Origin of the sequence: Photobacterium marinum, from assembly GCF_000331515.1 — a bacterium.
GTDB classification, from domain to species: Bacteria; Pseudomonadota; Gammaproteobacteria; order Enterobacterales; family Vibrionaceae; genus Photobacterium; species Photobacterium marinum.
In genome coordinates this window covers 22,710-48,209 of record NZ_AMZO01000003.1, presented here as the reverse complement: position 1 = coordinate 48,209, position 25,500 = coordinate 22,710, and the positions used below count along the sequence as shown (strand labels likewise).

The window sequence follows — 25,500 nt, the reverse complement described above, 5'->3', positions numbered from 1 at the left end:
CAATACTCTCTAAATTCCCACTCTAAATTAATCGTGGTTTATCATAGAAATTTATCAAGAAATTCTGTCATAGTTTTTTTTCAAGCGTATTATAAAATGCTTTGTTATGCTCTTTTTCCCGCAGGTGAGCTAATTCATGGACGGCGATCATACGCAGAAACGGTAGCGGTGCTTCCCGAAAAATAGAGGAAATGCGTATTTCGTGTTTGGCTTTGAGTTTGCTTCCCTGTATCCGCGAAACAAAGGCATGTTGTCCGAGAGCGTGATCAACGGCATGTATTTTTTTGTCGTAGACCACTTTGCTGATAGGGGCAGACTTCTTCAGGTAATCTGATTTTAGCTCCTGAACAAAATCATATAACGCTTTTTCTGTTTTAATATCATGACAGCACGGGTATTTCTTTAACAGAAATGGCTTAAGTTGTTGCTTAGCGATTAGGTTGCGTACCTGATCAACGAGCGATTCAGGGTATCCTTGCAAGTATTTAAGTTCTGACATGATGCTTATAACAGAATGATATATGGCTTTTATTTTAGAAGGGATTCTATAAGGCTTAGCGAAGCTACGCAATTGATTACTTTGTCATCACTTTTTTGTTCTTTATTTTCAATAAATTAAAATCATTAAGAGTGTAATGTGCCAATTGTGCAATTGATTGAAACAGGCTATAAGTTAATACTTAAAGTTTGCTGGAGCTGAGCTTGATGTATTTGAAATTACCCCCCCCCCTTGTATTACTTGTGACGCTGGGAGGTATGTATTTACTTTCTGTCTACTGGCCTTTGTGGGTATTTTCCTTTTCTGGGCAGTATGCGCTGGTATGGATTTTAGGGCTTATCGGCTCCTTACCGGGGCTGGCTGGAATAGTGGCTTTCGCCAGAGCAAGAACGACAGTTAATCCTCATAAGCCTCATAAAGCATCCCGACTGGTTACTTCCGGAATTTATCGTTTTTCCCGTAATCCAATGTATCTCGGTTTGCTTGTGTGGCTTATTGCGGCATTTGTTTATTTATCCGCAATTTCTGCGGTTATTATGATCCCACTGTTTATCCTTTACATGAATAACTTTCAGATTGAGCCGGAAGAGGATGTATTGGAAGCAATGTTTGGCGATGAATTTCGCGAATATTGCAGAAAAGTACGCCGTTGGTGTTAAGCCTTAAGCATTATCGTCAAGTCATCAGAGTGATGATGAGAACTTGACCTGTCTTTGGTGGCAGATATTATGTGCCACTTTTGACTTACCTCTGTATATAAAATGACAAATCCATTTCAGGTTCGCTGGACATCAGTGGGGAACACCCTGTGTCTGGGCCATTGGGAAATTCACTATAACAACACCCTACTGCAACTACCGGAAGACAGACTGGAAAAAGATATGGGAACTTATGGAATTTATAACTTCATGGACCCTGATGATCCACTTTACACTGAAGGTGACAAAGAAGATGACTGGATTGTCGCCAATGTTGACTGGCTGGCCGATGTTTTTGAAAAGCATAACGTGCCTATTGATGAAGAACATTTTCGATTTTTCTATCATGCAGTAAATGCTGAGGACTGGCGTTGTGGCAGCTGTGGTGGTTGTTAGTTGTGAAATTGCTCAATAGGAGAAAATAATTCTCTTTATTCAGTAAGGCATAGCAAAATAGGCAAAATATTTTCCTTAAGACAGGTGTAAATTAACCCTATAAAACAAAAGGTAATTCCTTACTCCTACTTCCATCTGTTTTTTGAAGGGAATAACATGAAAAAGCACCTCTGGACCGGTTTTATTGAAACAGTAAAGAAAGAAGTCGTTCCGGCACTTGGCTGCACCGAGCCTGTTTCTGTAGCCTTGGCGGCTTCTATTGCGACTACTCATCTTAAAAGCAAGCCAACCCGTGTTGATGCATTTGTTTCACCGAACCTGATGAAAAACGGTATGGGAGTTGGTGTACCGGGTACTGGCATGGTTGGCCTGCCTATCGCGGCTGCTGTCGGTGCGCTTGCGGGTGATGCTGACGCTGGCCTTGAAGTTCTGAAAAATATTACACCGACAGACGTTGAGTCTGCAAAGCTGATGATCGATCAAAAGCAGGTTTCAGTTGGTGTCGCTCAGGTTTCTAATATTTTGTATGCCAAAGCTACAGTCAGCGATGGTGAAAATGAGGCGACAGTGATCATTGCTGACGGCCATACCAATGTGGTTGCCATTGAGGTTAATGGTGAGTCGGTATTTATTGCTGATCCTAAACCTGTTCAGAAAGAACAACAGCCGGGAAATATTTTCTCCGAGGCAACAGCTCAAGATATCTATGATTTTGCCCTTAATGTACCGGTAGAAGATATCGAATTCATTGTTCAGGCAGTTGAACTGAATGACGCGCTGTCGAAAGAAGGTTTGACCGGTAAATACGGCTTGAAGATTGGTGTTACTTTCCAGCGAAATGTTGAGCGTGGTCTGCTATCCGGTGGCTTGCTAACGGATGTGCTGTGCCGTACATCAGCTGCTTCAGATGCACGTATGGACGGAGCAATGAAGCCGGCCATGAGTAACTCAGGTTCCGGTAACCAGGGTATTGCGGCAACGATGCCTGTGCTGGTGGTTGCTGAGCATGTTAAAGCTGACAGAGATACTCTTGCTCGTGCACTAATGATGTCTCACCTGATGGCTATTTACATTAAGAGCTACCAGAATAAGCTGTCTGCACTTTGTGGTGCGACAACAGCATCAATGGGTGCAGTTGCGGCAATGACATGGTTGCTTGGTGGCCAGTTTAAGCAGGTAAGTGATGCTATCTGCAGCATGATTGGCGATATTACCGGGATTATCTGTGATGGTGCAAAAACCAGCTGCGCAATGAAAGTGTCTTCATCTGCTAGTGCAGCAGTAAAAGCGGCGTTGATGGCGCTGGATGGCATCCGTGTTACCGGTAATGAAGGTATTGTTGCTGACGATGTTGATGTCTCGATTCGCAATATGTCGGCATTGGCGAATGGTGCGATGACACAAACGGATGTTCAGATCTTGGATATCATGGTTCACAAGTAATTAACCTCAGAACGGTTTAAGCCATCGCTATTAATCCATTTTTTAGTCTGGTTATATAAGCGATGGCTTTTCTGATTTTAGGCTGTAGGCAACCAAGCCCCCAAGTAGGTTTTACATGAAACCTTATCGGCGTATAGCTTATCCTACAAGCCTTTGGAAAGAGTTCGAACAGGCATTTTATTATCAAGATCAGCTCGGGTAAGTTTTGCAGCAACGATATCACCTGCATGATTGACGATAATCTGCAATTTGAAGCCATATAACCAGTTTTTTAGTTCCTCATATTTTTATCCCGACTTCAGCTGATTAATTGGTTTGTGATTATTCCTTCATAAATGAATGAAAATGATTTGCTTATTCCTAATAAATATTGCTGAATATTAATTCAAGCTCTTAAGCTGCATTTGAATATAATTGCTGAATTTGTCTATAAATAGCGATTATAGTGAAAGTGAGATCTATGTGATTATTATTTCTTTGTAACTCTTCCCCCCTGTTGCTATGACTAATATATGCAGTGACGCAGAGCTTTCCCATTGCATTTTTATTAATACAATAAGGGGCAGTTGTATGTCTATATTTAAGAACATATCAATACGGCGCCAGGTGACAATTCCGGTTGTTGTAGTCTCTATCTTCTTTTTAGCCTCGTTTTTCTTGAGTCGTGGTGGTCTTGAAAATGCAGTTTCTGTAATGAACATGACAACTCAACAGGCAGTGATGGCAAAAAATAGTGTTGCGACTTTAATTAATGGAATGTACGCAACAAGAGTAAGCGCTATTTACGCTATATATGATAAATCGCAGTTAAAAAGCTTTGAAAACAGCCTTAATCAGACCGAGCAGGAAAATACTTCTGCGATTGAGAAGCTCAGAGCAGTGATTGGTCTTGAAACAGAATTAAATGCATTTAATCGAACGTTTAATGAGTATTTAAATTATACTCGCAATACCATGCTTTTCGTGCTGGCAGAGTATCATGCAGGGCGAATTAATGAGCTGGAATATCAGACTTATGTCACTCAGTACCGCTCTCTGGGTGACAATATGACCGTCGCGATTGATGCACTTTCCGATAAGCTGAATGTTATTACAGATCAGCAGATTGCAATTCAGGTTCAAAATCACAATAAAATTCTCGAAACGGCTTTGTGGCTTACATTAGCGACGATCTTGGTCGGTGTCGGATTTGGATGGTTATTATCTGGCTATATTGTTAGTCCTGTTTTAGTTCTGCAGCAGGCGATGCAAAAAGTAGCTCGTGGTGAGTTGAATGTTGAGTTAGATACTGATGGAAAAAATGAACTCACCCATCTGGCTCATGATATTGAGCGAATGGTTTCACAATTGCGTAAGACGGTCAGTGAGTTGATGACAATCAGCGCGAGTGTTGCATCTTCATCAACAGAGCTTGCTACGGTGATGAAAGAGTCGGAAAAGAATGCCAACCAGCAGACAGCCGAAGTTGAGCAAGTTGCAACTGCTGTAGAAGAGCTTTCTTCTACGGCTGAAAGCGTCAATCAGGCTGCGGTAAGGGCGGATGATAATGCCCGTAGCGCCGGTGTACTGGCAGCGGAAGGGGCAGGGTTATTTGACCAGACTACACACGCCAGTGAAGAGATTGCCTGCCGTTTGAATGATGCTGCTGAAGTAGTTAACCAGCTCGAACAACAGTCTGTGCAGATAAGTAAAGTAATTGAAGTGATTCAAAGTATTTCAGAGCAGACTAACTTGCTGGCTTTAAATGCTGCCATTGAGGCGGCTCGTGCTGGTGAGAGTGGGCGTGGTTTTGCTGTTGTTGCAGATGAAGTTCGTCAGCTTGCGGCTAGAACTCAGGAATCGACTGGGGAAATACAGGTCATTATTGAGCAGTTACAGGCTCAGTCGGCTAATGCCAATGAAACCATGCATTCAGTTCGAACAATGCTGGAAAGCAGCCATACACTCACAGATAAGGCGAATGAAGCCCTTCAAGGTATAAATGAAGCGGTGCAGGGTATTACTGATATGAATACTCAGGTTGCGACAGCGGCGGAGGAGCAATCTCAGGTTACTCATGATATTAACCGAAACATTAGTAACATCCATCATATTGTCAGCTTAAATGCGACAGGTATAAGTCAATGTGCGACAGCCAGTGATGAATTGTCTGTACTGGCAGAAAAACAGAAGCATTCGTTGTCATTCTTTACATTGTGAAGATCAGATAATAATTTTAAAAAGAATATAGTTTAAAGCATGAGGTAATTAGTGTGCCTCATGCTTTTTTATATTCATTAAAATAGTTATAAGCAATATGTTTTTATTTGAGTTTTTTATATTGCTCGACATTTGATGAGAGAAAACTCAATATAACTGAATAGTGTAGTTAATTACTATTATTTCATGAGACTATTCTCTGACATATCCGAGCAGTTGGTTTTGCAAACTTGTTACGCCTCATTTTGTGGGTTTCTTCTAATATCCATATAAATACTATGTTTTTGTTGATGATACATATTTTCAATATGCTAATTTAGTTTCAGTTCAAAAAATGTATTACTAATTGGTATTAAAATTGGGAGAAATCATGCTTAAAGATAAAGTGTGTGTCGTTACCGGTGGAGCGCAGGGAATTGGTCGCTGTATCGTTGAAACTTTCGCTAAAAACGATGCAAAAATGGTATTTGCCTGTGATATGAATGCTGCGGCGATGGCTGATCTTGAGTCTGATTATAGCAATGTAAGAGCAGTTGAGCTTAACGTTTGTGATCGTCAGGCAATCGAAAACTTTATTGCGAAGATCAAGCAAGAATTCAGCAATATTGACGTATTAGTTAATAATGCTGGTATCACCCGTGACAACCTGTTGGACAAAATGTCTGAAGATGACTGGGATATGGTTCTTGATGTGAACCTTAAAGGTGTATTCAATATGACTCAGGCAATTGCTCCGGTCATGATTGAAGCAGGTATCGGCTCAATTATTACTATGTCATCTGTCGTTGGTACTGACGGTAATATCGGTCAGAGTAACTACGCTGCTACTAAAGGTGGTGTAATTGCGATGACTAAAGGCTGGGCAAAAGAATTCTCGCGTAAAGGTGCACAGGTTCGTGCTAACTGTATAGCCCCTGGCTTTATTGAAACCCCGATGACAGTGGATTTGCCAGAAAAAGTACTGGATTACATGAAGAACAAAACACCACTTAAACGCATGGGTAAGCCGGAAGATATTGCGAAAGGTGCGTTGTTCCTAGCTAGTGATAATGCCTCATTTATTACCGGTCAGACCCTTAAAATTGACGGTGGCCTGGTGATTTAAATCGCTATATCCGGTAAACAGAACTCCCGTTAGAAGCAGTAATCACATAGAGATGACTGTTTTAATATGGTTATTAGATACAGAACAAATAAATAAGGCTACCTTCGGGTAGCCTTATTTTTATCGCAATTTCGGATTATAGCTGGCAGTTCATTAACCTTGCGCGCATTCAGCAAGCTTTACTGCATTACCTAATACATGAAGACAAGTTAAACGACCAACACCACCGGGTACAGGTGTGATAGCTGCCATTGGTTCAATCTCAAGGTTGTGCTTAACATCACCAACCAGCTTTCCGTCAACTCGGTTGATGCCGACATCAATGATCAGCTGTCCTTCAAAGAATTGTGTGCTTTCCAGTACACCGTATGCGCCGGTAGCAACAACAACAACGTCGTAACGTTTCCAGTCTACAGACTCAAGGTCTGAACGACTATTAAAGCTTGAAACTGTGCTTTGGCGGTTGATTAGTTCAATAGCCAGTGGCTTACCTACGATGTTACTACGGCCCACAACAGCCACTTTCAGGCCTGCAAAGTTGTTTTCACCGAAGTGGCTTGCAATGATATCGATAGTAGCCTGGACAGTGCATGGCAAGATGCTGTTTTGCCCCAGAACCAATTGCCCAAGAGCTTCAGAGCCAAAGCCATCGACATCGACTGAAGCTGGAAGATCCGGCGCTTCCAGCCCATTTGGTAATGGAAGCTGGAATAAAATTGCATGTTCAGCGTTGGCTGCAATTTCATCCAGATCCGACTGAGTGGTTGTCTCTTCTGCCAGAGTGATGTGGTTACAGGTAAGGCCCAGTTCATCGAAAAGACGAATTTTATTGCGGACATAAACCTTGCTCGCCGGATCTTCTCCGACAGTAACGATAGTGAGCTGAACCGGTGCGCTGAGTACGGCAATTTTGTCTTTCAGCGTTGCCAGTTTTGATTCATAAATAGTGTTGATTACTGCTTTCATTTTTCCAAACGCTTGTGACTTTTGTATGATTTATATCTAACTGGATTTTTATTCACAATGCTTTTGCGCAAAAAATTCAGAAATGATTTGAGTTTGGCCGATATTGTATTGGGTTTGTGGTTAAGAATCTTGTGTAAAAAGACAAAGCTTATAAGGAAGAGATAATTTAACTTTGTTTAATAAAAAAATCCGGCCAAAGCCGGATTTGAAGAATTTTAGTTGGAAGTTACTATTACTGGCGAATTCCTTCAACATGTAGTTCAAGATCCACATAGCTGGATTCGCCCATAACCTGAATGCCAAAGTCTTTTAGTTCAATGCGTGTGGTACCGGTAAAACCGGCACGGTAACCACCCCATGGGTCTTCACCTTCGCCGACAAATTGAGCGTCGATACTGATCGGTTTAGTTTGACCATGTAGAGTTAGTTCTCCATCAATGATCATTTCCCCGTTACCTTTCGGCTCGATTTTTGTGCTAGTAAATGTTGCTGTTGAGTATTTTTTAACATCTAGGAAGTCGCCGCTGCGAACGTGTTTATCGCGCTCTGCGTGGTTTGTGTCAAAGCTGCTGGTATCGATTTTAACATTTACTTTTGACGCTGAAAGGTTCATTGGATCATAGCTGAATGCCCCTTCAAAAGTATTAAAGCGCCCTTTGATAAAACTATAGCCAAGGTGTTTGACCTTCAGGTTGATAGAGGCGTGTGCTCCTTTGGTATCAATCATATAGTCAGCTGCTGATGCTAATGAAGGAATGGTAATTGCGGTTAGCAAACCCAGAGCGATCAGTTGTTTTTTCATCTTTACTTTACTCCCAACATTTTTTTTAAGGTATTGTCTTTGTTTATAAAGTGGTGCTTTAGCGCGGCAAGAGCATGAACGACAGCCAGACCAATCAGGGCGAAAGCCAGGTAATAGTGGATCTCACCGGCAATGTCAGCCTGATTAGGAAATAGCTCACCAAGCGCAGGAACAGAGAACCAGTTAAATACATCAATAGCCCGTCCGTCTGCTGTTGATATTAGATAACCGGAAACGAACATTCCAAATAACATCAGATAAATAAGCCCGTGAGCGAACTTAGCGCCGACTTTTTCCCAACGGGCACCTTCTATCTTTGGGTGGCCTTTAACAAGCTTCCAGCCTAGGCGAAGTACGGTGGCTGCAGCTAAGCAAAGCCCGACTGATTTGTGCCAATGCGGAGCAGGTTTGTACCACTGTGAATAGTAGTTAAGATCAACCATCCACAGACCGACAGCAAATAAACCGATGACAACGACAGCGGATAGCCAATGAAGCGTAATAGATAGCCAGTCATAGGTTTCTGGAGCATTTTTCATGGTTCTGTATAGCCTGTTCATGGTTAGAATAATTCTTATTTTAGTTTTTCCATTTAAGAACATAAGGCTTAACAGTTGAACAACAAGGTCAAAATATTTGAATGAACTATCAGAATTGGTGATCAAGGACTCACCAATGTTCTTAATATCAGTACCTGGTTAATGATAAGTAATTTGGATGAAACGCAGATATTAAAGCAGGTATCAGTCTGAGAAGGGGGGCGATAAGTTACTTGCGTTGTGGTTGTATTGACGCTGAAAAGAATGCCTTCGCGAAATTGGCGGGCAATAGCGTTGAGATTATTAAGACAATATTAGGGTAATAAGACAGACTTTTTCCAGCCATGTATATTTTTTAAGGCAACACTGAAAGTCTGACTTAGCTCTAAGAATTTCACTAATTAAGAGTAAAACAGTGCGTCGTCTCAAGGGTGAGACACTTCGTCAATGCGCGTGTAGGTATGATGGGGGAAAGTTTGTGAATTACATTGTATTTTTATAAGCGCTTACTACTCAAACTAGCGCTTACTATTATGGTTAAACTATAACAAGTCTCAATATAGGCGTTCAGTGGCTAAAATATTAAGAACAAGGCATGAACTTGAGCAGTATTTGAATAAATCTGAAGCGGGATACTTTTATGCCCGATATCAAGGGTATGCGATGCACAGCGCTTTCCAGCCTATTGTCTCCGCATCGGGTAAGCTTTTTGGTTATGAGGCTTTGTTGAGGGTTTATGATGAGGCTGGCAACAAACTAAAAACTGAGCCATTTTTTAATTCAGAATTTATTAGTACTGCTGAAAGGATTAATTTCGACCGCTTAGCGAGGGTGATACATCTTCGTAATTTTGCTTTATTTCTCTCTAAGGGAACTCTTTTCCTCAATCTTTCACCAATTGCAGCTCTAGACTCTGATAAGCAAGAGGCCACCCAGAAATCTTTTGTTCGAAGGATTGATGAACTCGGACTCTCTATCGATCAAATCTACTTTGAAGTCCTTGAGCATACCTGTTCTTGTGATGCTTTATTGGTAAATTCATTACGTAATTTACAAGGTTATGGAGCAAGAATTGCAATTGATGATTATGGTGTTGAAGCGTCTTCTGAAGCTCGAGCCCGCGATGTGAGACCTGACATCATTAAAGTAGACCGCAGCCTATTGCTTAACTATGTTGAAGGTAAGAGGGATGACCTGTTGAATGTAATTAAGTTGGCTCGGGAATTGGAGGCGCGTGTTTTGCTTGAGGGCGTGGAAGATTACCGTTGTTACGCAGCAGGCAAGCATTTGCAGGTGGATTATATGCAGGGGTATTTTATCGGACGTCCTGAACTGGTCGATAGTCTATGTCAGTTTGAACCGCTATAGCGCTCTATCCTTCGTTGAAGGGCAGAGCGCCGGTTGTTATTTCTCTAGTTCTACTGGGCAATGCCTCCCTCTGTCAGCTGTTGTGGGTTAAGCAAGTTCTCCAGCTCATTTCTGCTCAATTCTGTTTCTTCTTCTGCAACGTCAATAATTGCACGTTTTTCTTTATAAGCTTTTTTCGCAATTTCTGCGGCTTTCAAATAGCCGATAACTGGGTTTAGTGCTGTAACCAGAATTGGGTTTTTTGCCAGAGCTAGCTGCAGATTATCTTCTCTGACGGTGAAGCTGCTTATCGCCTTATCTGCAAGTTGCGTTGCTGCGTTGGCCAGTAGTTCAATACTTTGGATAAGGTTGAGGGCTATTACCGGCAGCATAACGTTTAGCTGGAAGTTACCAGATTGTCCGGCCACAGTGATGGTTGTGTCATTGCCAATAACCTGGGCGGCAACCATTGCGGCTGATTCAGGAATTACAGGGTTTACTTTTCCCGGCATGATAGATGAACCGGGTTGAAGAGATTCAAGTTCTATTTCCCCTAGGCCGGCAAGTGGGCCGGAGTTCATCCAGCGTAAGTCGTTCGAAATTTTCATTACAGCAACAGCGGCAGTTTTTAACTGCCCAGATAGGGCTACAATGGCATCCTGACTACCAAGGTTATAGAAAAAGTTATCGCTGGAAGTGAAGCTAATCTCGGTTGATACTGAAATATTGTTAGTAAAAGTGGCGGCAAACTCAGGATCGGCATTGATTCCTGTGCCAACCGCTGTTCCCCCCTGAGCTAGTGCAGTAACATTTTCCAGTGAATAGTTAATGCCCTGCAGCGCTTTTTCAATCTGAGTTTTCCAACCCAGCAGTTCCTGACCCATAGTGACCGGCATGGCATCCATTAAGTGGGTTCGGCCTGTTTTAACAATATGTCCTACGTTTTCAGCTTTTTGTTCGATGGTTGAAATTAGGTGATTCAGCGCTGGGAACAGGTGGAAATGGCAAGCCAGTGCCGCACTGACCTGAATAGCAGTCGGAATCACATCATTACTGCTTTGTCCCATATTGACGTGGTCGTTTGGGCTGACATTTTGTTTGCTTTTTTTCGATGCTAGGGAGGCAATAACCTCATTGGCGTTCATGTTTGAGCTGGTGCCAGAACCGGTCTGGAAGACATCAAGAGGGAATTGGTCAATGTGATTGCCGTCGATGATTTCCTGACAACTGTCAATAATGGCGTGGGCGATATCACCTTTGAGATGACCAAGTTCCAGGTTACTGCGTGCCGCAGCCTGTTTAACGTATGCTAATGCTTTAATGAATTGGCCCGGCATAGGCATTCCACTGATTGGGAAATTATTGATAGCCCGCTGGGTTTGAGCCTGATACAGCGCGTCAGTAGGGACGTGCACTTCACCCATGCTATCTTTTTCGATTCGAAATTGAGAGCTCATGATAATTATCCTTACAGATCTGAATTGTTATGGATTCGCAATAAGTTACGTTGTAGTGATAAGAAGCGTTTGTGGCCGTCGGCGGAATAACCGTAGAACTTTTTCAGGGCCATCATCGGACAGTAGAGGTGATCGGCACAGATTCGGCGGAATAAACGAGAGTGTTTCTGATGGTTGATCGCTTCAATGAGTAGAAAGAATACTCGTCGTAAGAAAAGTTCCTGCAGTAGTGGATTGGCAGCAGACGAGTAGCGGCAATAATAAGAAGCAAGGTTCAACCCTGACTGGATATATTCAATAATAATGTCCGGTTCATAACCGGAGGCGGCAGAGGGATTTAGAAATCTGTCTTCTGCTTTGAAGTATAGGGTATACAGGAGTGCTTGCTTTTCCATCTGGTGCTCCTTACTTGCATGGTAATGATAATTATTACCACTTGGTAAGGTGTATGCAAGAATAAGCGCTGGTTTATGTAAGTCTATACTATCTTTCTTAGTGCCTTGGGTTGAATACCGATAAAACGAAAGCCATCGTATTGTTACAGATAGTCGACAGGTTTGTCGGTAATGGAGAACGGGCGAGCTGACTCTATGTCAGCTTAGGTAAATGTGTGATTTAAATCACGTTTATTTGGGGGCTACATTAAGAGTTAAACTTAAGGCTTTGATATGATGACGCAAGAAAGTACTTTTAAGTAGGAAGTGGTATGAAAGTATGTCAGTTATGGTTGAAGGGAATCGTCCTTGGGAGCTGTTTTTTTTCCGGAATGGTAATGGCCGATCCGGTTGAACCTCCTCATCCGGATATGCTGACTGTTCCCGAAGCAATGAGATTACTGCAAAGCCAGGGATATCATGATTTCAGGAAAATCAAAGTTGAGCGTGACGAAAATGAAATAGAAGTCGAAGCGCGTGATAAAGACGGTAAAATGATCGAATTAGAGATTGACCTTTATACCGGGAAAGTTCTTGATGTGGAGTTGTGATATTTATCCACTGGTCAGGTTGGCAGCATCATAAACTGCCAACCATCGTCAATTTACTTACCTGACAAGCATTGCGCAGGACTGCGCTGGCAGAGTCACATTTAAATAGCTTTCCTTATTTGGGTTTGTGTCCTCAGGAGCAGTTGAGCTGCGGTCAGCTGATATCTTCGTTACTTTCACCCCTTCCATTTTTAGTAAATCTGTATATTGGCCTGCCGGTAAATCAACATTTATCGCTGAAAGTCCTTTGTTGATAATCACTAGTCCTTTGTCACCACGGCTAAACATAAGGTGGTCATCACTATGTTCAAGGTACTTCATTGGTTGACCGTGAGCATAGTTATGGAATTGGATCATCTTAATCAGTAGCGGGTTATGCCAGGAATCCAACCAGCGTGGAGAGCCATCTTCTTTAGCAATACCACTGGTATCCAGGTCTGAGTAAACCAGAGGTACACCGCCGTCACGTCCGAACAGATAGCAGTAGGCCAATTGTTCACTGATTTCCGACATAATCTGATCCAGAAAGACGTCGTTATTCGGAATATCGTGGGTAGTCGCAAAAGTTATTGCTCTGTCGACAGCCAGGGCTTGTCCCACAGAATACGGGTTGATCAGCCCAGACATTGACTCTTCCTTCTCAAACACATTGAACAGAGAATGGAAAAGTGGGAAGTCATAGGCCCCTAAATTAGTGGATTTCAAATATGGCTCAAGAAACAGCTCGTATTCTTCCTTAGTCGCCCCGCCATCTGTGATTATTTCACCGAAGATATGGGTTCCTCTAGTGATTTCTTCATCCCAAACCTGATGAATGTGTTCCAGCGTCATGTGTTTGGCTGCATCAATTCTGAAGCCATTAATCCCTAATCGTTTCAGTGCTTTCAGGTAAGACTTTTGTGCTTTTACTACATTTTCGTTGCATTTTAACGTTGGTAGGCCGGGATCATCACTTCCGCCGCTAATACGCCCATGCTGAACCTGCCATGGATCTTTCCAGTTTTTGATAGGGAAAGCGCTTACAAAATCCTGCTCAGTAAACAGAGGTTCGGTCAAGTCACCAAATAGGCGGACAGATTCAGAATAGTCTGGGTTATCTGCGTATTCTTGCTGAACCTGAGAATTAGGGTAGTCGAGATCTGTGCGAAAATCTGACTCATTGGCCATGTGATTAAATACCACATCAGCATAAACCAGCATGCCATGCTCTCTGAGGGCTGTGGTCATTTGTCGTAAATCGTTTGTGTTACCGAGTTGGTTGTCGATTACCCGGTAGTCTTGTGGTTGGTATCTTTGCCACCACGGAGTGCCATCTTTTGATTTCATTGACTTTAATGGCGGAGAGATAAGTACCGCCTTAAAGCCTGCTTTTGCAATGGCTTCGGCATTTTCAGTGATACGGCGGTAAGGCCAGTCAAAGGCATGCAATATGACATTGGTCGCCTTTGGTGAATCATAAAATGAAACGCTCGTCGTCATCGTTTTTATATCCGTACAAGAAACTGAGAAGAGTCTAATGGGCGGGATTGAAAAAGTATTCAGCTTTTCAGGGGATTGGGGAGTAGGAGATGGGGGGAGTAGACCTGTTTAGCCAGTAAAATCGGGCGATTCAGGACATGTGACAATTCTATAAAATTTATTTACCTGCCATTTTTGAACGATTTTTGTACTTTAGAAGCCACATATTTACGAGATTGTAAGTAGTCCTCATACCAAAAAGTGTGAACGCTGTAATAAATTTTTAATTCTGTAATTTATAAAACAAGATTCAGTGCAAATTCATTCTCAATAGGCATGGATGTGTGATATATATGTGCGTGATTGCTTATTAACAAGGAGGTACACCATGGCTGGTGTTTTAGGAATGATTTTGGCTGGTGGAGAAGGTTCTCGCCTGCGCCCTTTAACTGATACTCGTACTAAGCCGGCAGTGCCATTTGGTGGCAGTTACCGCCTGATTGACTTCGCATTGAATAACTTTCTGAATGCGGATCTGATGAAGATATATGTGCTGACGCAATTTAAGTCCCAATCTCTTTATGTGCACATGAAAAAAGGTTGGAATGTTTCAGGAATTACAGGACGTTTTATCGATCCTATTCCTGCACAGATGCGGATGGGGAAACGTTGGTATGACGGAACGGCTGATGCTATTTACCAGAACCTCCGCTTTATTGAGCTAGAAGCGCCGGATCAGGTTTGTATTTTCGGTAGTGATCATATCTACAAGATGGATGTGAAGCAGATGCTGAATTTTCATATGGAGAAAAAAGCCGATCTGACAGTTTCAGCCTTGCGAATGCCTTTAAATCAGGCAAGTGCATTTGGTGTTATTGAAGTTGATGAAAATGGCTGCATGATTGGCTTTGAAGAGAAGCCGGCGAATCCGAAAGCGATTCCGGGTGATCCTGAACATGCACTTGTATCAATGGGTAACTATATCTTCGAAACCGATGTACTGAGCAAAGAACTGGAAGAAGATGCAGTTAATGAGCACTCAAGCCATGATTTTGGTAAGGACATTATTCCTAAGTTGTTCCCGCTGGGTAAGGTCTTTGTGTATGACTTTACTACTAATATCATCCCTGGTGAGAAAACAACAGGTTACTGGCGCGATGTAGGTACTATCGAGTCTTACTGGCAGGCTCATATGGATTTGCTGTCAGAAGATGCGCCGTTCTCTCTTTATAACCGTCAGTGGCAGCTACATACCTACTATCCGCCGCTGCCACCAGCAACCGTACTGGACAGTGACGACTGCAAAGTAGATATCAATAACTGCATGATTTCTGCTGGAAGTTATATACGTGGCGCAAAAGTGTATAAATCGGTTCTTGGTTTCCGCACCAATGTTGATCACTGCACCACCATCAGTGAATCTGTCATTTTAGGTGATGTGAAGATCGGAGCAGGGTGTTCGATCCGTCGTGCTATTATCGATAAGAATGTTCAGATCGCGCCTGGTACTGTCATTGGTGAGAATATCGAAGAGGATAGGAAGAAATACCATGTATCAGACGATGGAATTGTCGTGATACCAAAAGGAGCAAAAATTGGTTACTAGGAAAAAACCGTTTTCGGGTAAACCTCTCAAAATTTTATTTGTCGCTTCTGAAGTTGAAGGGTTTGTTAAAACAGGTGGCCTGGCTGATGTGGCTAAGTCACTCCCTTCGGCATTGCAAGCAATGGGGCATGATGTTCGTATCGTGATGCCCTTTTATCAACGAATAGCGGGCAGGGAAAAAGCGAAGCTGCTTGTTGATACTGAATTATATGTTGAGACTCAGCCTGCACCGGTTGAATATCAAATTAAGGAACTAGCGTCGACAGTGCCTGTATATGCTGTTGATGCTCCTGAATACTTTGGCCGTGCAGAGTTGTACGCAGAAAATAATCAGGCTTATGCGGATAACGGAGAACGCTTTGCGTTCTTCAGTGCTGCGGCATTGGATCTGTGTGAGAAAGTGGGTTTTCAGCCGGATGTTGTTCATTGTAATGACTGGCATACCGGATTGATTCCGTTTTTATTGCGTACTCGTTATGCAGAAGATGCCTTCTTTGCTGAAACTAAGAGTGTGTTAACGATCCATAATGCAGTCTTTAAAGGGGTCTTTAACTACGATCAGTACAGCCTGATCCCTGAACTGATCCAAAAGCGCTATATCAACCTTGAAGTAGGTCATGCCCATATCAGTATGCTGAAAGCTGGTGTGGCGTTTGCGGATAAGATCAATGCAGTGAGTCCGAACTACGCCTCTGAGTTGTTAACTGAGTTGGGTTCTCACGGTATGGCCGAGGATTTCCAGAGCCGGGCAAACGACTTGTACGGCATTGTTAATGGTTGTGATTACGATGACTGGCATCCAGAGACGGATTCATACATCAAGCAAACTTATAAAGCGAGCAAGGTAAGTCTTACTCGTGGTAAGAAAGCCTGTAAGCGTGATTTACAGCAGCAGGTAGGTTTGCCTGTCAAGGATGTACCGTTTTACGGTATGGTCTGTCGCCTTACAGAGCAAAAAGGCGTGCATTATCTGATCCCTGTGCTGAAAGACTTTCTGGTTAATGATGTTCAGGTTGTTATTGTCGGAACCGGTGATCCTAAGCTGGCTGCGGCTCTTCGTGAAATTAGTGATACACATAAAGAGAAGTTTGCTTTTGTTGAAGCTTATAGCAACCCGCTGGCACACTGTGTTGAGGCCGGAGCTGATTTCTTCATGATGCCATCTGAATTTGAGCCTTGCGGTCTGAATCAGATGTACAGCCTGGCCTACGGTACTCTGCCTATTGTCCGAGCAGTAGGTGGCTTGAAAGATACTGTGATTGACTATGATCAGACACCTCAGGTTGCAACTGGCTTTATGTTTGAATCACCGACGCCGGAAGCGTTGTTAATCAAACTTCAGCGAAGCTTGTTGCTTTACTGTCAACGGCCGCAGGAATTCAAGCGGCTGCAGTTAAATGCGATTGCCTGTAAATTTGACTGGAAGGAATCAGCAGAACAATACATCAGTATGTATTTGGGTGAAGAGAAAGGGCTGGTAACGCCTGTTTTTTCGTCGCAAATAGCTGTCTGATAGTACGTTAATTAGCTGATATTTAGGTATTCCTATCCTCTTAAAGCCCTCACTCGTGAGGGCTTTTTTGTGTCTGTTATTCTCAGAATTCAATTGGCTCATTCATTCCAAAAAGACAAAGTTTTCTTGATTTTTATGTTGTCAATCGCAGTGTTACATGAAAATTAGTGAAGTATTGCTATGAGGAATTTTATAAGGTCCTGAAGGTACATATAATGAAAAATTATGAGTACATTTTTCTGTGTGTGAAAATTGTATAAATAAAAATGGTCAAAATGTGCTATTGACAGTGTAAACAGTTAAACAAAAATGTAATAATTTCGAGCTCAGAAATAAAACAAAATGACGTCGGGATAGCCACCAATCGGGGGAGCTTATTTTAAGTCGATAACGGCTGTTTCGTAGTCAATCATAATACAGCTAAAGCGTATTACTGCTAATGCGGTTAAAAAAATAACAAAGGGAATCAATGTTTAATCTAACTCTTAGGCAAAAGCTGGCGCTTTCTGCCAGTATTGCCATTATCTTGGGTGGAATGCTGGTGACAGCACTTTCATTTATGTCTTCGCTTGGACGGTTGGACGAGGAGCTCAATGACCGGCTTCGGGGTGTAGCATCTTCTTACAATACTTACGTAACTGATTGGTTGGAAGCGAAAGGTGATGCGCTTTCTGCACTGCCGGAAAGTATCATTTCAGATTCAGTGTCTGATCATCTTAAGCAGGTTCGAGACTCTGGTAAATTTGATAATGTCTTCCTCGCATTCAGTGATGGTTCGCAGGCAAACGCTAACAATGTTCAGCTTCCACCTGGTAATGACGACCCTCGTAAGTGGTCTTGGTACCAGAATGCGATGAAACTGAGTGGCCAGGTAACAGTAGAAAACCCGACGGTCGCTGCGGCAACAGGTGCAACAGTTGTGTCTATGGGTAAAGCCGTGACTGTATTTGGCCAGCGAGCGGTACTGGGCGCTGATGTTGAAATGGTTAACATCATTAAGCAACTAGAAGATGTTGTTTTGCCTGGTGAAGGTTACATGTTCATCGCTAATAGCGATGCAAACTTGTTTGCCTATGCAGATACTTCGCTGTTGAATAAGCCGGTAAGTACGCTGGACAGTGACCTGACAGGTAACTTGCTAGACAGTCTTGCCCGTGAAGGTCATATCGAGAAAGTAGTTCTGAACGGCCGTGAAAGTTTTGTATTCGTTTCGCCGATTAAAGGCAAAGACCTGAATACTGTTATTGTCATCGACTACGAGTCAGTGGTTGCACCACTTTACGATGCGTTGTTTGGGCAGGTTTTGACAACACTTTTAGTGGTTGTGATCTGTGTATTCCTATTCAACCTGCTTTGTGTTTACTTGTTTAAACCGCTGCAGCAAGTATCCGGAGCTCTGGCTACCATTGCACAAGGTGGCGGTGATCTGACTCGTCGTATTGATCTTGATAGTAATGATGAGGTTGGTGACCTAGCACGGAACTTTAACCAGTTTGTTGCCAGTCTGCAGGTTCTGATTGGCCATGTCCGTACACAGGGTGAAGAGCTGAACGAAACCTCGATTGCCAGTGAGGCACGTGCTGATAAAACTGCAAACGACTTGCAGCGTCAGCAGGATGAGATTGCTATGGTAGCTACTGCGGTTACAGAGATGGCGTCAGCAACGCAAGAAATTGCATCTCATGCTGAACAGACTGCGCGAGCAGCACAGGATTCAACTTCTCATACCAATAACGGTCGTGAGCTGGTGGAACAAAGCAAGGTGTCGATTAATAACCTGGCGACAGAAGTTAATGAAGCAACCGGCGTTATCGGTGAGCTGCATACTCATGCTCAGGACATCAACAGCATCCTTTCAACCATTCAGGGCATTGCAGAACAAACCAACCTGCTGGCACTGAACGCGGCGATTGAGGCAGCCCGTGCGGGTGAGCAGGGACGCGGCTTTGCGGTGGTTGCTGATGAAGTTCGTGTGCTTTCCCAGCGTACGCATACATCGACTGAAGAGATTCAGGGAATGATTGCCACCTTGCAGCAGACGACATCTAAAGCGGTTGATCTGATGGAAACCAGTTCGCAGCTGGCTCAGTGTTCTGTTGAGGATGCTGATAAAGCGACAGATGCATTGGTACAAATCAATGATTCTGTCGCCATGATCAGCGATATGGCAACTCAGATTGCGACGGCTGCTGAAGAGCAGACTCACGTGACTGATGAAATCACACAGAATACCACCACTATCAAAGATGTAACCGACCAGCTTGCTCATGATGCCAGCGATGCTCGTCGTCAGGCTGAAGAGCTGAGTGGTCAGGCGGCTAATCTGAATGAGAAAGTGGCAACATTTATTGTATAAGCCAAATGGTTTTGAGTTTTAAAAGTTAGCCATAAATTTAAAGCCCGTTACTTACAAAGTACACGGGCTTTTTTATATTGCTTTTCAGGAAGTCAGAGACATGGCCTTTTCCAGGCTATCGACTCCCACAGCTTATAAGTAGTTCTTTTATGTCAAATACATGATCGGCTAACACCTCATTGAGGTGATAGATTCCGACTGTGCCAGTCTGACCTTTCTTCGCCAGAGGTAAAGCAACAATATCCGACTTTGCAAAATACTCCGTCATACTTTGAGGGTAGGGCATGATGGCATTGGTGGTTTTCAATATATCGACGCTGGCAGACAGCGAATTAATCTCATACACAATCCGCTCTGATATTTTTTTCCGTTCTCTCTCCAGTTGTTTCGGTACAGGGTTATCGATGAGATGCTGGTAAGTATCGGAATCCGGTGTGACCTGTAGTAATGGATATAGCTCTGTATCGGCTGCGACTTTATTGTTGACCAGCAGGGGGTGAGATTGGTGTACAAACAGAGCCTCCTGATCCTGTAGTAACGGTGTGAAAGTAACGTTACATTTTCGAGATAACCCGATGATCTCGTGTCCGATGAAAAGATCGATATGACCATGGATCAGCATATCCATCAGTTTAAGGTGATTGCCAAATTCCAGTTGGATCGAAATCGAAGGATGATTGGCACTGTATTGTCGTAAGGCGTCTTTCACAAACACCTCCCACCAGGCGTCACCGGTCCCCATGCGGATCTTTTCGGTTTTCCTTTCCTTCAGGTCGGCCATCTTATCGAGTAGGGCATCATGCCGGCGTTGAAGCTCAAGCACTTGTTCCTGAAGCAGAAGTCCGTATTCAGTTAACTCAACACCTTTAGATTTGCGGATGAAAAGCGGGACGTCAAAACTGGCTTCGAGCTTTTTCATGTTATTGGTCAACGTTGGCTGGCTGAGACCTAAATGGCTGGCAGCAAGGCTGATATTACTCAGCTCGGCAACCACCAAAAACTGCCGGTAGCTTTTATCCATAAGCGTTTTTGTACCTGAAGGGAAAGGCTAAAAAGAGATTATCGACAAGTCTCACATTTATTGATTTTGATGGAAATCCGCTTTGGCCGAATATTGTGATCTGTGTCGTTATAAATAGCAGTGATATAGGAAAAAGCTATATCACTAGGGTTTGGATGTATTTTTCACCAAGGAATAATCACCTTATGCTATCAGCATTAAAGATATCACTTGTTTGATTCAAGCTTTTATGGAGCCGATGTCGATGAAAATGACGCCGAAGTGGTGGCATGATGCTGTTGTCTACCAAATCTACCCTCGCAGCTTTTGTGATTCCAACAATGACGGGATTGGCGATCTGCAGGGAATCATAAGTAAACTGGATTACCTGAAGAACCTTGGTGTGAATGTAATCTGGTTGTCTCCGGTATATCGTTCACCAATGGACGACAATGGTTACGATATCTCTGATTATCAGGATATTGCGCCGGAGTTCGGCACCATGGCTGACATGCAGCAGTTGTTGGCTGAGGCTAAGCAGCGCGATATCCGCATTATTATGGATTTGGTTGTTAACCATACTTCTGATGAACATCCTTGGTTCCAGGAAGCTCGTAAGTCGAAAGACAACCCATACCGTGATTACTACATCTGGCGCCAGCCAAAAGAAGGTGGCTCAGCGCCGGATGAGCAGGGCTCTATCTTCGGAGGCAGCGCATGGCAGTATGATGAGCAGACCGGAGAATACTACTTCCACTTGTTCTCTAAGAAACAGCCGGATCTGAACTGGGAGAACCCTAAGGTTCAGCACGAAGTCCATAAGATGATGAACTGGTGGATTGAGCAGGGTATAGGCGGCTTCCGTCTGGATGTGATCGACCTGATCGGTAAAGAGATCGATAAAGGGATCACCGGTAACGGTCCACGCCTGCATCCATTGTTACAGGAAATGAACCGCGCGACATTCGGTGATAAAGATCTTCTGACTGTCGGGGAAACCTGGGGAGCGACACCGGAAATTGCCAAGTTGTTCAGTAATCCTGAGCGTGAAGAGTTTTCAATGGTGTTCCAGTTCGAGCACATTACTCTGACTTGGGAGCATGGTGATAAGTGGAATCCGATCCCGTTGGATCTGCCTGCCTTTAAGAAAGTGCTGACTAAGTGGCAGGTTGAACTTGAGAATGAAGGCTGGAACTCACTGTTCTGGAATAACCATGACTTACCACGTGTAGTGTCCAAGTACGGTGATGAAGGGCAGTATCGTGTTGAGTCAGCCAAGATGCTGGCAACCACACTGCACCTGATGAAAGGCACACCGTATGTCTACCAGGGTGAAGAGATTGGTATGACTAACGTTGCGTTTGACAGTATTGATGATTACCGTGATATCGAAACCCTGAACTTCTACAAAGAACGTACTGAAAATGGTGTGGCACCGGAAACCATGCTGGCTGCTGTACATGAGAATAGCCGTGATAACGCTCGTACGCCGATGCACTGGGATAACTCCTATAACGCCGGTTTCTCGACAAACCAGCCATGGTTGCAGGTAAACCCTAACTACCCGGACATTAACGTTGCAGCAGCACTGGAAGATCAGAGCTCAATTTTCTATCACTACCAGAAGTTGATTCAGCTACGTAAGTCACTGCCTGTTATCGTTCATGGTACATTTGAGCCGGTTTTTGAAGATCACGACAAGGTCTTTGCTTATGTTCGCTCAGACGAGCAACACCGCTTGTTTGTACTGAATAACTTTACGGCGGAAGAGGTGGTGTTGGCTCTACCTGAGTCACTGCGAACAGATAATGCAGAGTGCATCATCGCTAACTATGAACATCGCCAGCAATTGGGTGAAGAGTTAACACTGAAGCCTTATGAATCTTTCGCGGTACTGATGCCGGCATAAAAGTTTAAATATGAATAATCTACTGTAATTTCAGTTTATAGTTTTAGCTCTATTCAATACCTGTTGAATAGAGCTTTTTTTGTTGAGGCAAGGAATTATGCTGCACTATCAACATATTAATAATGATATTATGTTCACGGTTCCATATCAGTGTGAGAAATTATATTTGATAGGAACTTTTACCAATTGGGAAAAGAAAGAAGCTTATAAATTCTCAAATACTGAGAATGGGCACATGCTTCGGAAAAATCAGGATGCATTTTATAAATTAGGTAACTCTGGTTATATTGAATATTGCTTATGGGATGATGAAAATCAGAGAACACTGCCTTTTAACTCAAATTACCCTGTCGGTTATTATTTTAATAATCAACATAATGGAAACTTTAATTATTTGTTGTTGCCTGAAAATATTACACCCGAAGAAATAGCACAAATTGCCAGTGACAGTAAGCGATCATTTCATATTAAGACTTCCGCTGAAGCGTTTTCTTCTCAGTATATTTTGGCAAATTTCAGAGAAGTAACAGGCGGAGAGTTAGTATCGGGGCGTTTGTATCGTTCTTATCATCCGGTTGTTGCCTCCCGTCAGAACCATGCCCAACTGAAAGAGATTGAAACTGAGCGCCAGCAGGTTGCAATGACTTTGCTAGAAGAACATGGCATTAATACGGTTATCAACCTGTCTGAAACCGACAGGGAGTTGGCTTTAGCTCTCGATTCGGCACAAGACAGTTACTATAAGACGTTGTGGCTTAAGGAGCAGGTGGTTAGTGTCCCGATGGCTTATGAGACGGTGTATTTCATGTCTGATCGCGATGAGAGCTTTAACCCGGATGAATTGGGTTTTCAGAGTGGTATCCGACAGGTGATTCAGTATATCAGTCAGCATCAGGGGCCTTACCATGTGCATTGCCGTTTAGGTTCAGACCGGACCGGTGTTGTGATCGCGTTTCTTCAACTCATGATGGGCGCGACAAAAGAGCAAATCCGCCATAATTATCTGCAGACGAATAATATGGCGATAGGGGAGTTTCGAAGCTTCCGTCTGCTTGAACAGGCGCTAACCAGTGCCTTGGGTATAGACTGTTTTGAAAACAGTGCAGAAACGGTCAGGCGTTATCTGAGTGAGCTCGGAGTGTCTCAGGATATTATTGATACTGCTTACGGTAAGTTAGCGAATTAGGTTGTAATGAGATAATAAAAAGCCCGGCTGAGTAATTACATCGCTGGGCTTTTTGAGTTTTGGTCTTAGTTAGCGTTTTGGCAATTATTCTCGGAACAGAATAGTCAGCGATTTGGCTGCTTGCATGTAAGTGGTCTGAATCTGGCGATTACTCAGGTAACGCTCAGAAGTATCACAAATGACCGACCATTTATTTCCTTCCGGCAGTCTGAAGCGGGTAGGGATGTCAGAATGATTAATGATATACATTAGTTCATTTCCTCCCTTATAAAGCCCCATGTAGAGACCAAAGGCTTCCAGGTTCTGCCAGTCTTCAGCCGTCATATTCTGGCCGCTTGAGTGCCGCCACTGAATCCTGTGATGGCCTCGCTCATGCCCACTGAAGGCTCGGATGAATGGCGCCATAATCTCTTTGCGGGCAGCTATCATTTGGCCCATCCAGGTATGGAACAGTTCATCGCCATGAGACATTTCCCAGTTCGCCCAGCTGATTTCATTATCCTGACAGTAAGCGTTGTTATTACCGCCTTGAGTATGCGACAGACTGTCGACAGCCAGAATATGCGGGATACCGAAGCTGAACAGCAGGGTTGCCATCAGGTTACGTTTCTGGCGTTCGCGGCGGTAAAGAATCGTCAGGTTGTTGGTTTCACCTTCGACTCCATGGTTGTATGAGCGGTTATCGCCGTGTCCGTCACGGTTGTTCTCACCGTTGGCATGGTTATGCTTATGGTTGTAAGAAACCAGGTCTTCTAGGGTAAAGCCGTCATGGTATGAGATGAAGTTAACCGGTAGTTTATCCGGCCAGCCACCGGCACTGAACAGATCCCGCGATCCCATCAGGCGGGTGGCAAACTCTTTGACATCGTTTTTGTTACACAGCCAGTAGCTTTTCACTGTATCTCGGAACTTGTCGTTACACTCATTCCAGCCGCGCGGGAAGTGGCCTAGCTGATAACCGTTAGGGCCGACATCCCATGGTTCGGCAATCAGTTTAACTTTCTTCAGAATCGGATCCTGAGCGACTGCCATAAAGAATGCACTGCGGGTGTTGAAATAATGGCGGTCACGGCCAAGGGTGGCTGCCAGGTCGAATCGGAAACCGTCAACATGGTAGTGCGTGACCCAGTGACGCAGGGTATCGAGTACAATGTTCAGACTCGGCTGGTAGGTCAGATCGAGTGTGTTACCACAACCGGTGTAGTTAAGCAGCTTTTTGTCTGTGGTTTGCAGGTAGTAGTTTTTATCAAGACTCTTGAAGTGGAATTGAGGGCCGCCGTCACCGCCTTCAGCTGTGTGGTTGAAAACAATATCAAGAATCACTTCAATATCATTCTTATGAAGTTCTCTGACCATGGTTTTCATTTCGGTGACAGCATCAGCAATGGCATAGCGAGGTTCCGGAGCCATGAAGCAAAGGCTGTTGTAGCCCCAGAAATTAACCTTATCCATGTCCAGCAAATGTGGTTCGGACATGCAGCTGGCAACAGGAAGTAGCTGTAGTGTGGTGACACCTTGCTGTTTCAGGGACTTGATAACTTCCGGCTGACACAGGCCAAGATAAGTCCCTTTATATTCTTCGTCCATATGAGGGTGGAGCTTGGTAAAACCTTTGACATGGGTTTCAAAAAGCACTGTTTCTTCATATGGAATTTGTGGGGAAACCGTATCTTCCCAGTCGAATGTATGCTCGGTAACAACGGATTTTGCGAAATCCCAGCTTTGTTCGGCACGGAATGGCGGAATATAGAAGGGTGTTTTGCTTAGAGCCTGGGCATAAGGGTCCAGTACTAATCTTTTTTCATTTTTATCTGTAATTTGATAGCCATAGCACTGTCCGGCCCGCATATCGGGAACAAATGTATATCTTATTCCCATATGTTGGTTGTCAAGTTCGACTATTTTCTTTTTATTATTGTTGTCAAACAAAATTAATTTAATATCTTGGTTGTCTGGACAATGAATTGAAAAATTACAACCTTGATCACACAATGTAGCCCCTAAAGGAAATGGCTGAGCTAATTTAGCGAACATTT

General features: G+C 43.5%; 21 protein-coding genes and 1 pseudogene. 12 read left to right on the top strand and 10 right to left on the bottom strand.

Going from position 1 to position 25,500, the window contains the following annotated elements:
• Nucleotides 1-67 precede the first annotated feature (67 nt).
• Nucleotides 68-499 carry a YgjP-like metallopeptidase domain-containing protein gene (locus C942_RS03560; RefSeq protein WP_007462560.1) on the bottom strand — a complete coding sequence of 144 codons (432 nt, stop codon included), beginning with the start codon at nucleotides 497-499 and terminating at the stop codon, nucleotides 68-70.
• Nucleotides 500-705: 206 nt separating this feature from the next.
• Here C942_RS03560 and C942_RS03555 point away from each other — a divergent pair, with 206 nt between their 5' ends.
• From C942_RS03555 to C942_RS03545, 3 genes are all read left to right on the top strand, one after another.
• Nucleotides 706-1,158, top strand: a complete 453-nt coding sequence (locus C942_RS03555) for a methyltransferase family protein (RefSeq protein ID WP_036798613.1) — start codon at nucleotides 706-708, stop codon at nucleotides 1,156-1,158.
• Between the two features lie 102 nt (nucleotides 1,159-1,260).
• Nucleotides 1,261-1,593 (top strand): hypothetical protein, encoded by a 333-nt coding sequence (locus tag C942_RS03550; protein WP_007462556.1) that lies wholly within the window; start codon nucleotides 1,261-1,263, stop codon nucleotides 1,591-1,593.
• Between the two features lie 156 nt (nucleotides 1,594-1,749).
• A complete protein-coding gene (locus C942_RS03545; protein WP_007462554.1) occupies nucleotides 1,750-3,036 on the top strand; it encodes an L-cysteine desulfidase family protein in 1,287 nt (428 codons plus the stop codon).
• Between the two features lie 146 nt (nucleotides 3,037-3,182).
• On the opposite strand, the pseudogene C942_RS25710 reads toward C942_RS03545, so the two are convergent.
• Nucleotides 3,183-3,302, bottom strand: a pseudogene (locus tag C942_RS25710) (transposase); the annotation flags it as partial.
• Between the two features lie 304 nt (nucleotides 3,303-3,606).
• On the opposite strand from C942_RS25710, the gene C942_RS03540 reads away from it, so the two are divergent.
• Together C942_RS03540 and C942_RS03535 are read left to right on the top strand one after the other, a co-directional pair.
• Nucleotides 3,607-5,235, top strand: a complete 1,629-nt coding sequence (locus C942_RS03540) for a methyl-accepting chemotaxis protein (RefSeq protein WP_036798611.1) — start codon at nucleotides 3,607-3,609, stop codon at nucleotides 5,233-5,235.
• A gap of 370 nt (nucleotides 5,236-5,605) precedes the next feature.
• Entirely contained in the window at nucleotides 5,606-6,340 is a 735-nt protein-coding gene (locus C942_RS03535; RefSeq protein WP_007462549.1) for a beta-ketoacyl-ACP reductase, read from the top strand.
• 153 nt (nucleotides 6,341-6,493) lie between these two features.
• On the opposite strand, the gene C942_RS03530 is transcribed toward C942_RS03535, so the two are convergent.
• From C942_RS03530 to C942_RS03520, 3 genes are all read right to left on the bottom strand, one after another.
• Entirely contained in the window at nucleotides 6,494-7,306 is an 813-nt protein-coding gene (locus C942_RS03530) for a bifunctional 5,10-methylenetetrahydrofolate dehydrogenase/5,10-methenyltetrahydrofolate cyclohydrolase (RefSeq protein ID WP_007462547.1), read from the bottom strand.
• A 232-nt stretch (nucleotides 7,307-7,538) separates the two neighbouring features.
• Complete coding sequence (locus C942_RS03525) at nucleotides 7,539-8,108, bottom strand: YceI family protein (protein ID WP_007462545.1); 570 nt, start codon at nucleotides 8,106-8,108, stop codon at nucleotides 7,539-7,541.
• Nucleotides 8,109-8,110: 2 nt separating this feature from the next.
• Nucleotides 8,111-8,647: a cytochrome b gene (locus C942_RS03520; RefSeq protein ID WP_007462542.1), complete on the bottom strand. Its 537-nt coding sequence runs from the start codon at nucleotides 8,645-8,647 to the stop codon at nucleotides 8,111-8,113.
• A 570-nt stretch (nucleotides 8,648-9,217) separates the two neighbouring features.
• Between C942_RS03520 and C942_RS03515 the strand changes: the two genes are divergently transcribed.
• Nucleotides 9,218-10,015 carry an EAL domain-containing protein gene (locus C942_RS03515; RefSeq protein ID WP_007462540.1) on the top strand — a complete coding sequence of 266 codons (798 nt, stop codon included), beginning with the start codon at nucleotides 9,218-9,220 and terminating at the stop codon, nucleotides 10,013-10,015.
• Nucleotides 10,016-10,065: 50 nt separating this feature from the next.
• Here C942_RS03515 and C942_RS03510 read toward each other — a convergent pair whose 3' ends face one another.
• Together C942_RS03510 and C942_RS03505 are read right to left on the bottom strand one after the other, a co-directional pair.
• Nucleotides 10,066-11,451 (bottom strand): class II fumarate hydratase, encoded by a 1,386-nt coding sequence (locus C942_RS03510; RefSeq protein WP_007462539.1) that lies wholly within the window; start codon nucleotides 11,449-11,451, stop codon nucleotides 10,066-10,068.
• Nucleotides 11,452-11,462: 11 nt separating this feature from the next.
• Nucleotides 11,463-11,846 (bottom strand): hypothetical protein, encoded by a 384-nt coding sequence (locus C942_RS03505; protein WP_007462537.1) that lies wholly within the window; start codon nucleotides 11,844-11,846, stop codon nucleotides 11,463-11,465.
• A gap of 311 nt (nucleotides 11,847-12,157) precedes the next feature.
• On the opposite strand from C942_RS03505, the gene C942_RS03500 reads away from it, so the two are divergent.
• Complete coding sequence (locus C942_RS03500; RefSeq protein WP_083882295.1) at nucleotides 12,158-12,436, top strand: PepSY domain-containing protein; 279 nt, start codon at nucleotides 12,158-12,160, stop codon at nucleotides 12,434-12,436.
• 57 nt (nucleotides 12,437-12,493) lie between these two features.
• Here C942_RS03500 and C942_RS03495 read toward each other — a convergent pair whose 3' ends face one another.
• The gene (locus C942_RS03495) at nucleotides 12,494-13,915 is read right to left on the bottom strand and encodes an alpha-amylase family glycosyl hydrolase (RefSeq protein ID WP_036798608.1); all 1,422 of its coding nucleotides are present in this window, start codon (nucleotides 13,913-13,915) and stop codon (nucleotides 12,494-12,496) included.
• A 367-nt stretch (nucleotides 13,916-14,282) separates the two neighbouring features.
• Between C942_RS03495 and glgC the strand changes: the two genes are divergently transcribed.
• The 3 genes from glgC to C942_RS03480 all read left to right on the top strand — a co-directional run bounded on the left by glgC (nucleotide 14,283) and on the right by C942_RS03480 (nucleotide 19,369).
• A complete protein-coding gene (gene glgC / locus C942_RS03490; protein WP_007462530.1) occupies nucleotides 14,283-15,500 on the top strand; it encodes a glucose-1-phosphate adenylyltransferase in 1,218 nt (405 codons plus the stop codon).
• Nucleotides 15,490-17,013 carry a glycogen synthase GlgA gene (gene glgA, locus C942_RS03485; RefSeq protein WP_007462529.1) on the top strand — a complete coding sequence of 508 codons (1,524 nt, stop codon included), beginning with the start codon at nucleotides 15,490-15,492 and terminating at the stop codon, nucleotides 17,011-17,013. Before glgC ends, glgA begins: the two co-directional genes overlap by 11 nt.
• Nucleotides 17,014-17,482: 469 nt before the next feature.
• Nucleotides 17,483-19,369: a methyl-accepting chemotaxis protein gene (locus tag C942_RS03480; protein WP_007462527.1), complete on the top strand. Its 1,887-nt coding sequence runs from the start codon at nucleotides 17,483-17,485 to the stop codon at nucleotides 19,367-19,369.
• A 115-nt stretch (nucleotides 19,370-19,484) separates the two neighbouring features.
• Here the strand turns inward: C942_RS03480 and C942_RS03475 are convergent, their stop codons facing one another.
• Nucleotides 19,485-20,390, bottom strand: coding sequence for a LysR family transcriptional regulator (locus C942_RS03475; protein WP_007462525.1), 906 nt, complete (start codon nucleotides 20,388-20,390; stop codon nucleotides 19,485-19,487).
• Between the two features lie 250 nt (nucleotides 20,391-20,640).
• On the opposite strand from C942_RS03475, the gene C942_RS03470 reads away from it, so the two are divergent.
• Both C942_RS03470 and C942_RS03465 read left to right on the top strand, forming a co-directional pair.
• Entirely contained in the window at nucleotides 20,641-22,278 is a 1,638-nt protein-coding gene (locus C942_RS03470) for a glycoside hydrolase family 13 protein (protein ID WP_036798694.1), read from the top strand.
• 235 nt (nucleotides 22,279-22,513) lie between these two features.
• Complete coding sequence (locus C942_RS03465) at nucleotides 22,514-23,464, top strand: tyrosine-protein phosphatase (protein WP_232428130.1); 951 nt, start codon at nucleotides 22,514-22,516, stop codon at nucleotides 23,462-23,464.
• Between the two features lie 84 nt (nucleotides 23,465-23,548).
• On the opposite strand, the gene glgX is transcribed toward C942_RS03465, so the two are convergent.
• Nucleotides 23,549-25,498 (bottom strand): glycogen debranching protein GlgX, encoded by a 1,950-nt coding sequence (gene glgX, locus C942_RS03460; RefSeq protein WP_007462519.1) that lies wholly within the window; start codon nucleotides 25,496-25,498, stop codon nucleotides 23,549-23,551.
• Between the last annotated feature and the right edge of the window lie 2 nt (nucleotides 25,499-25,500).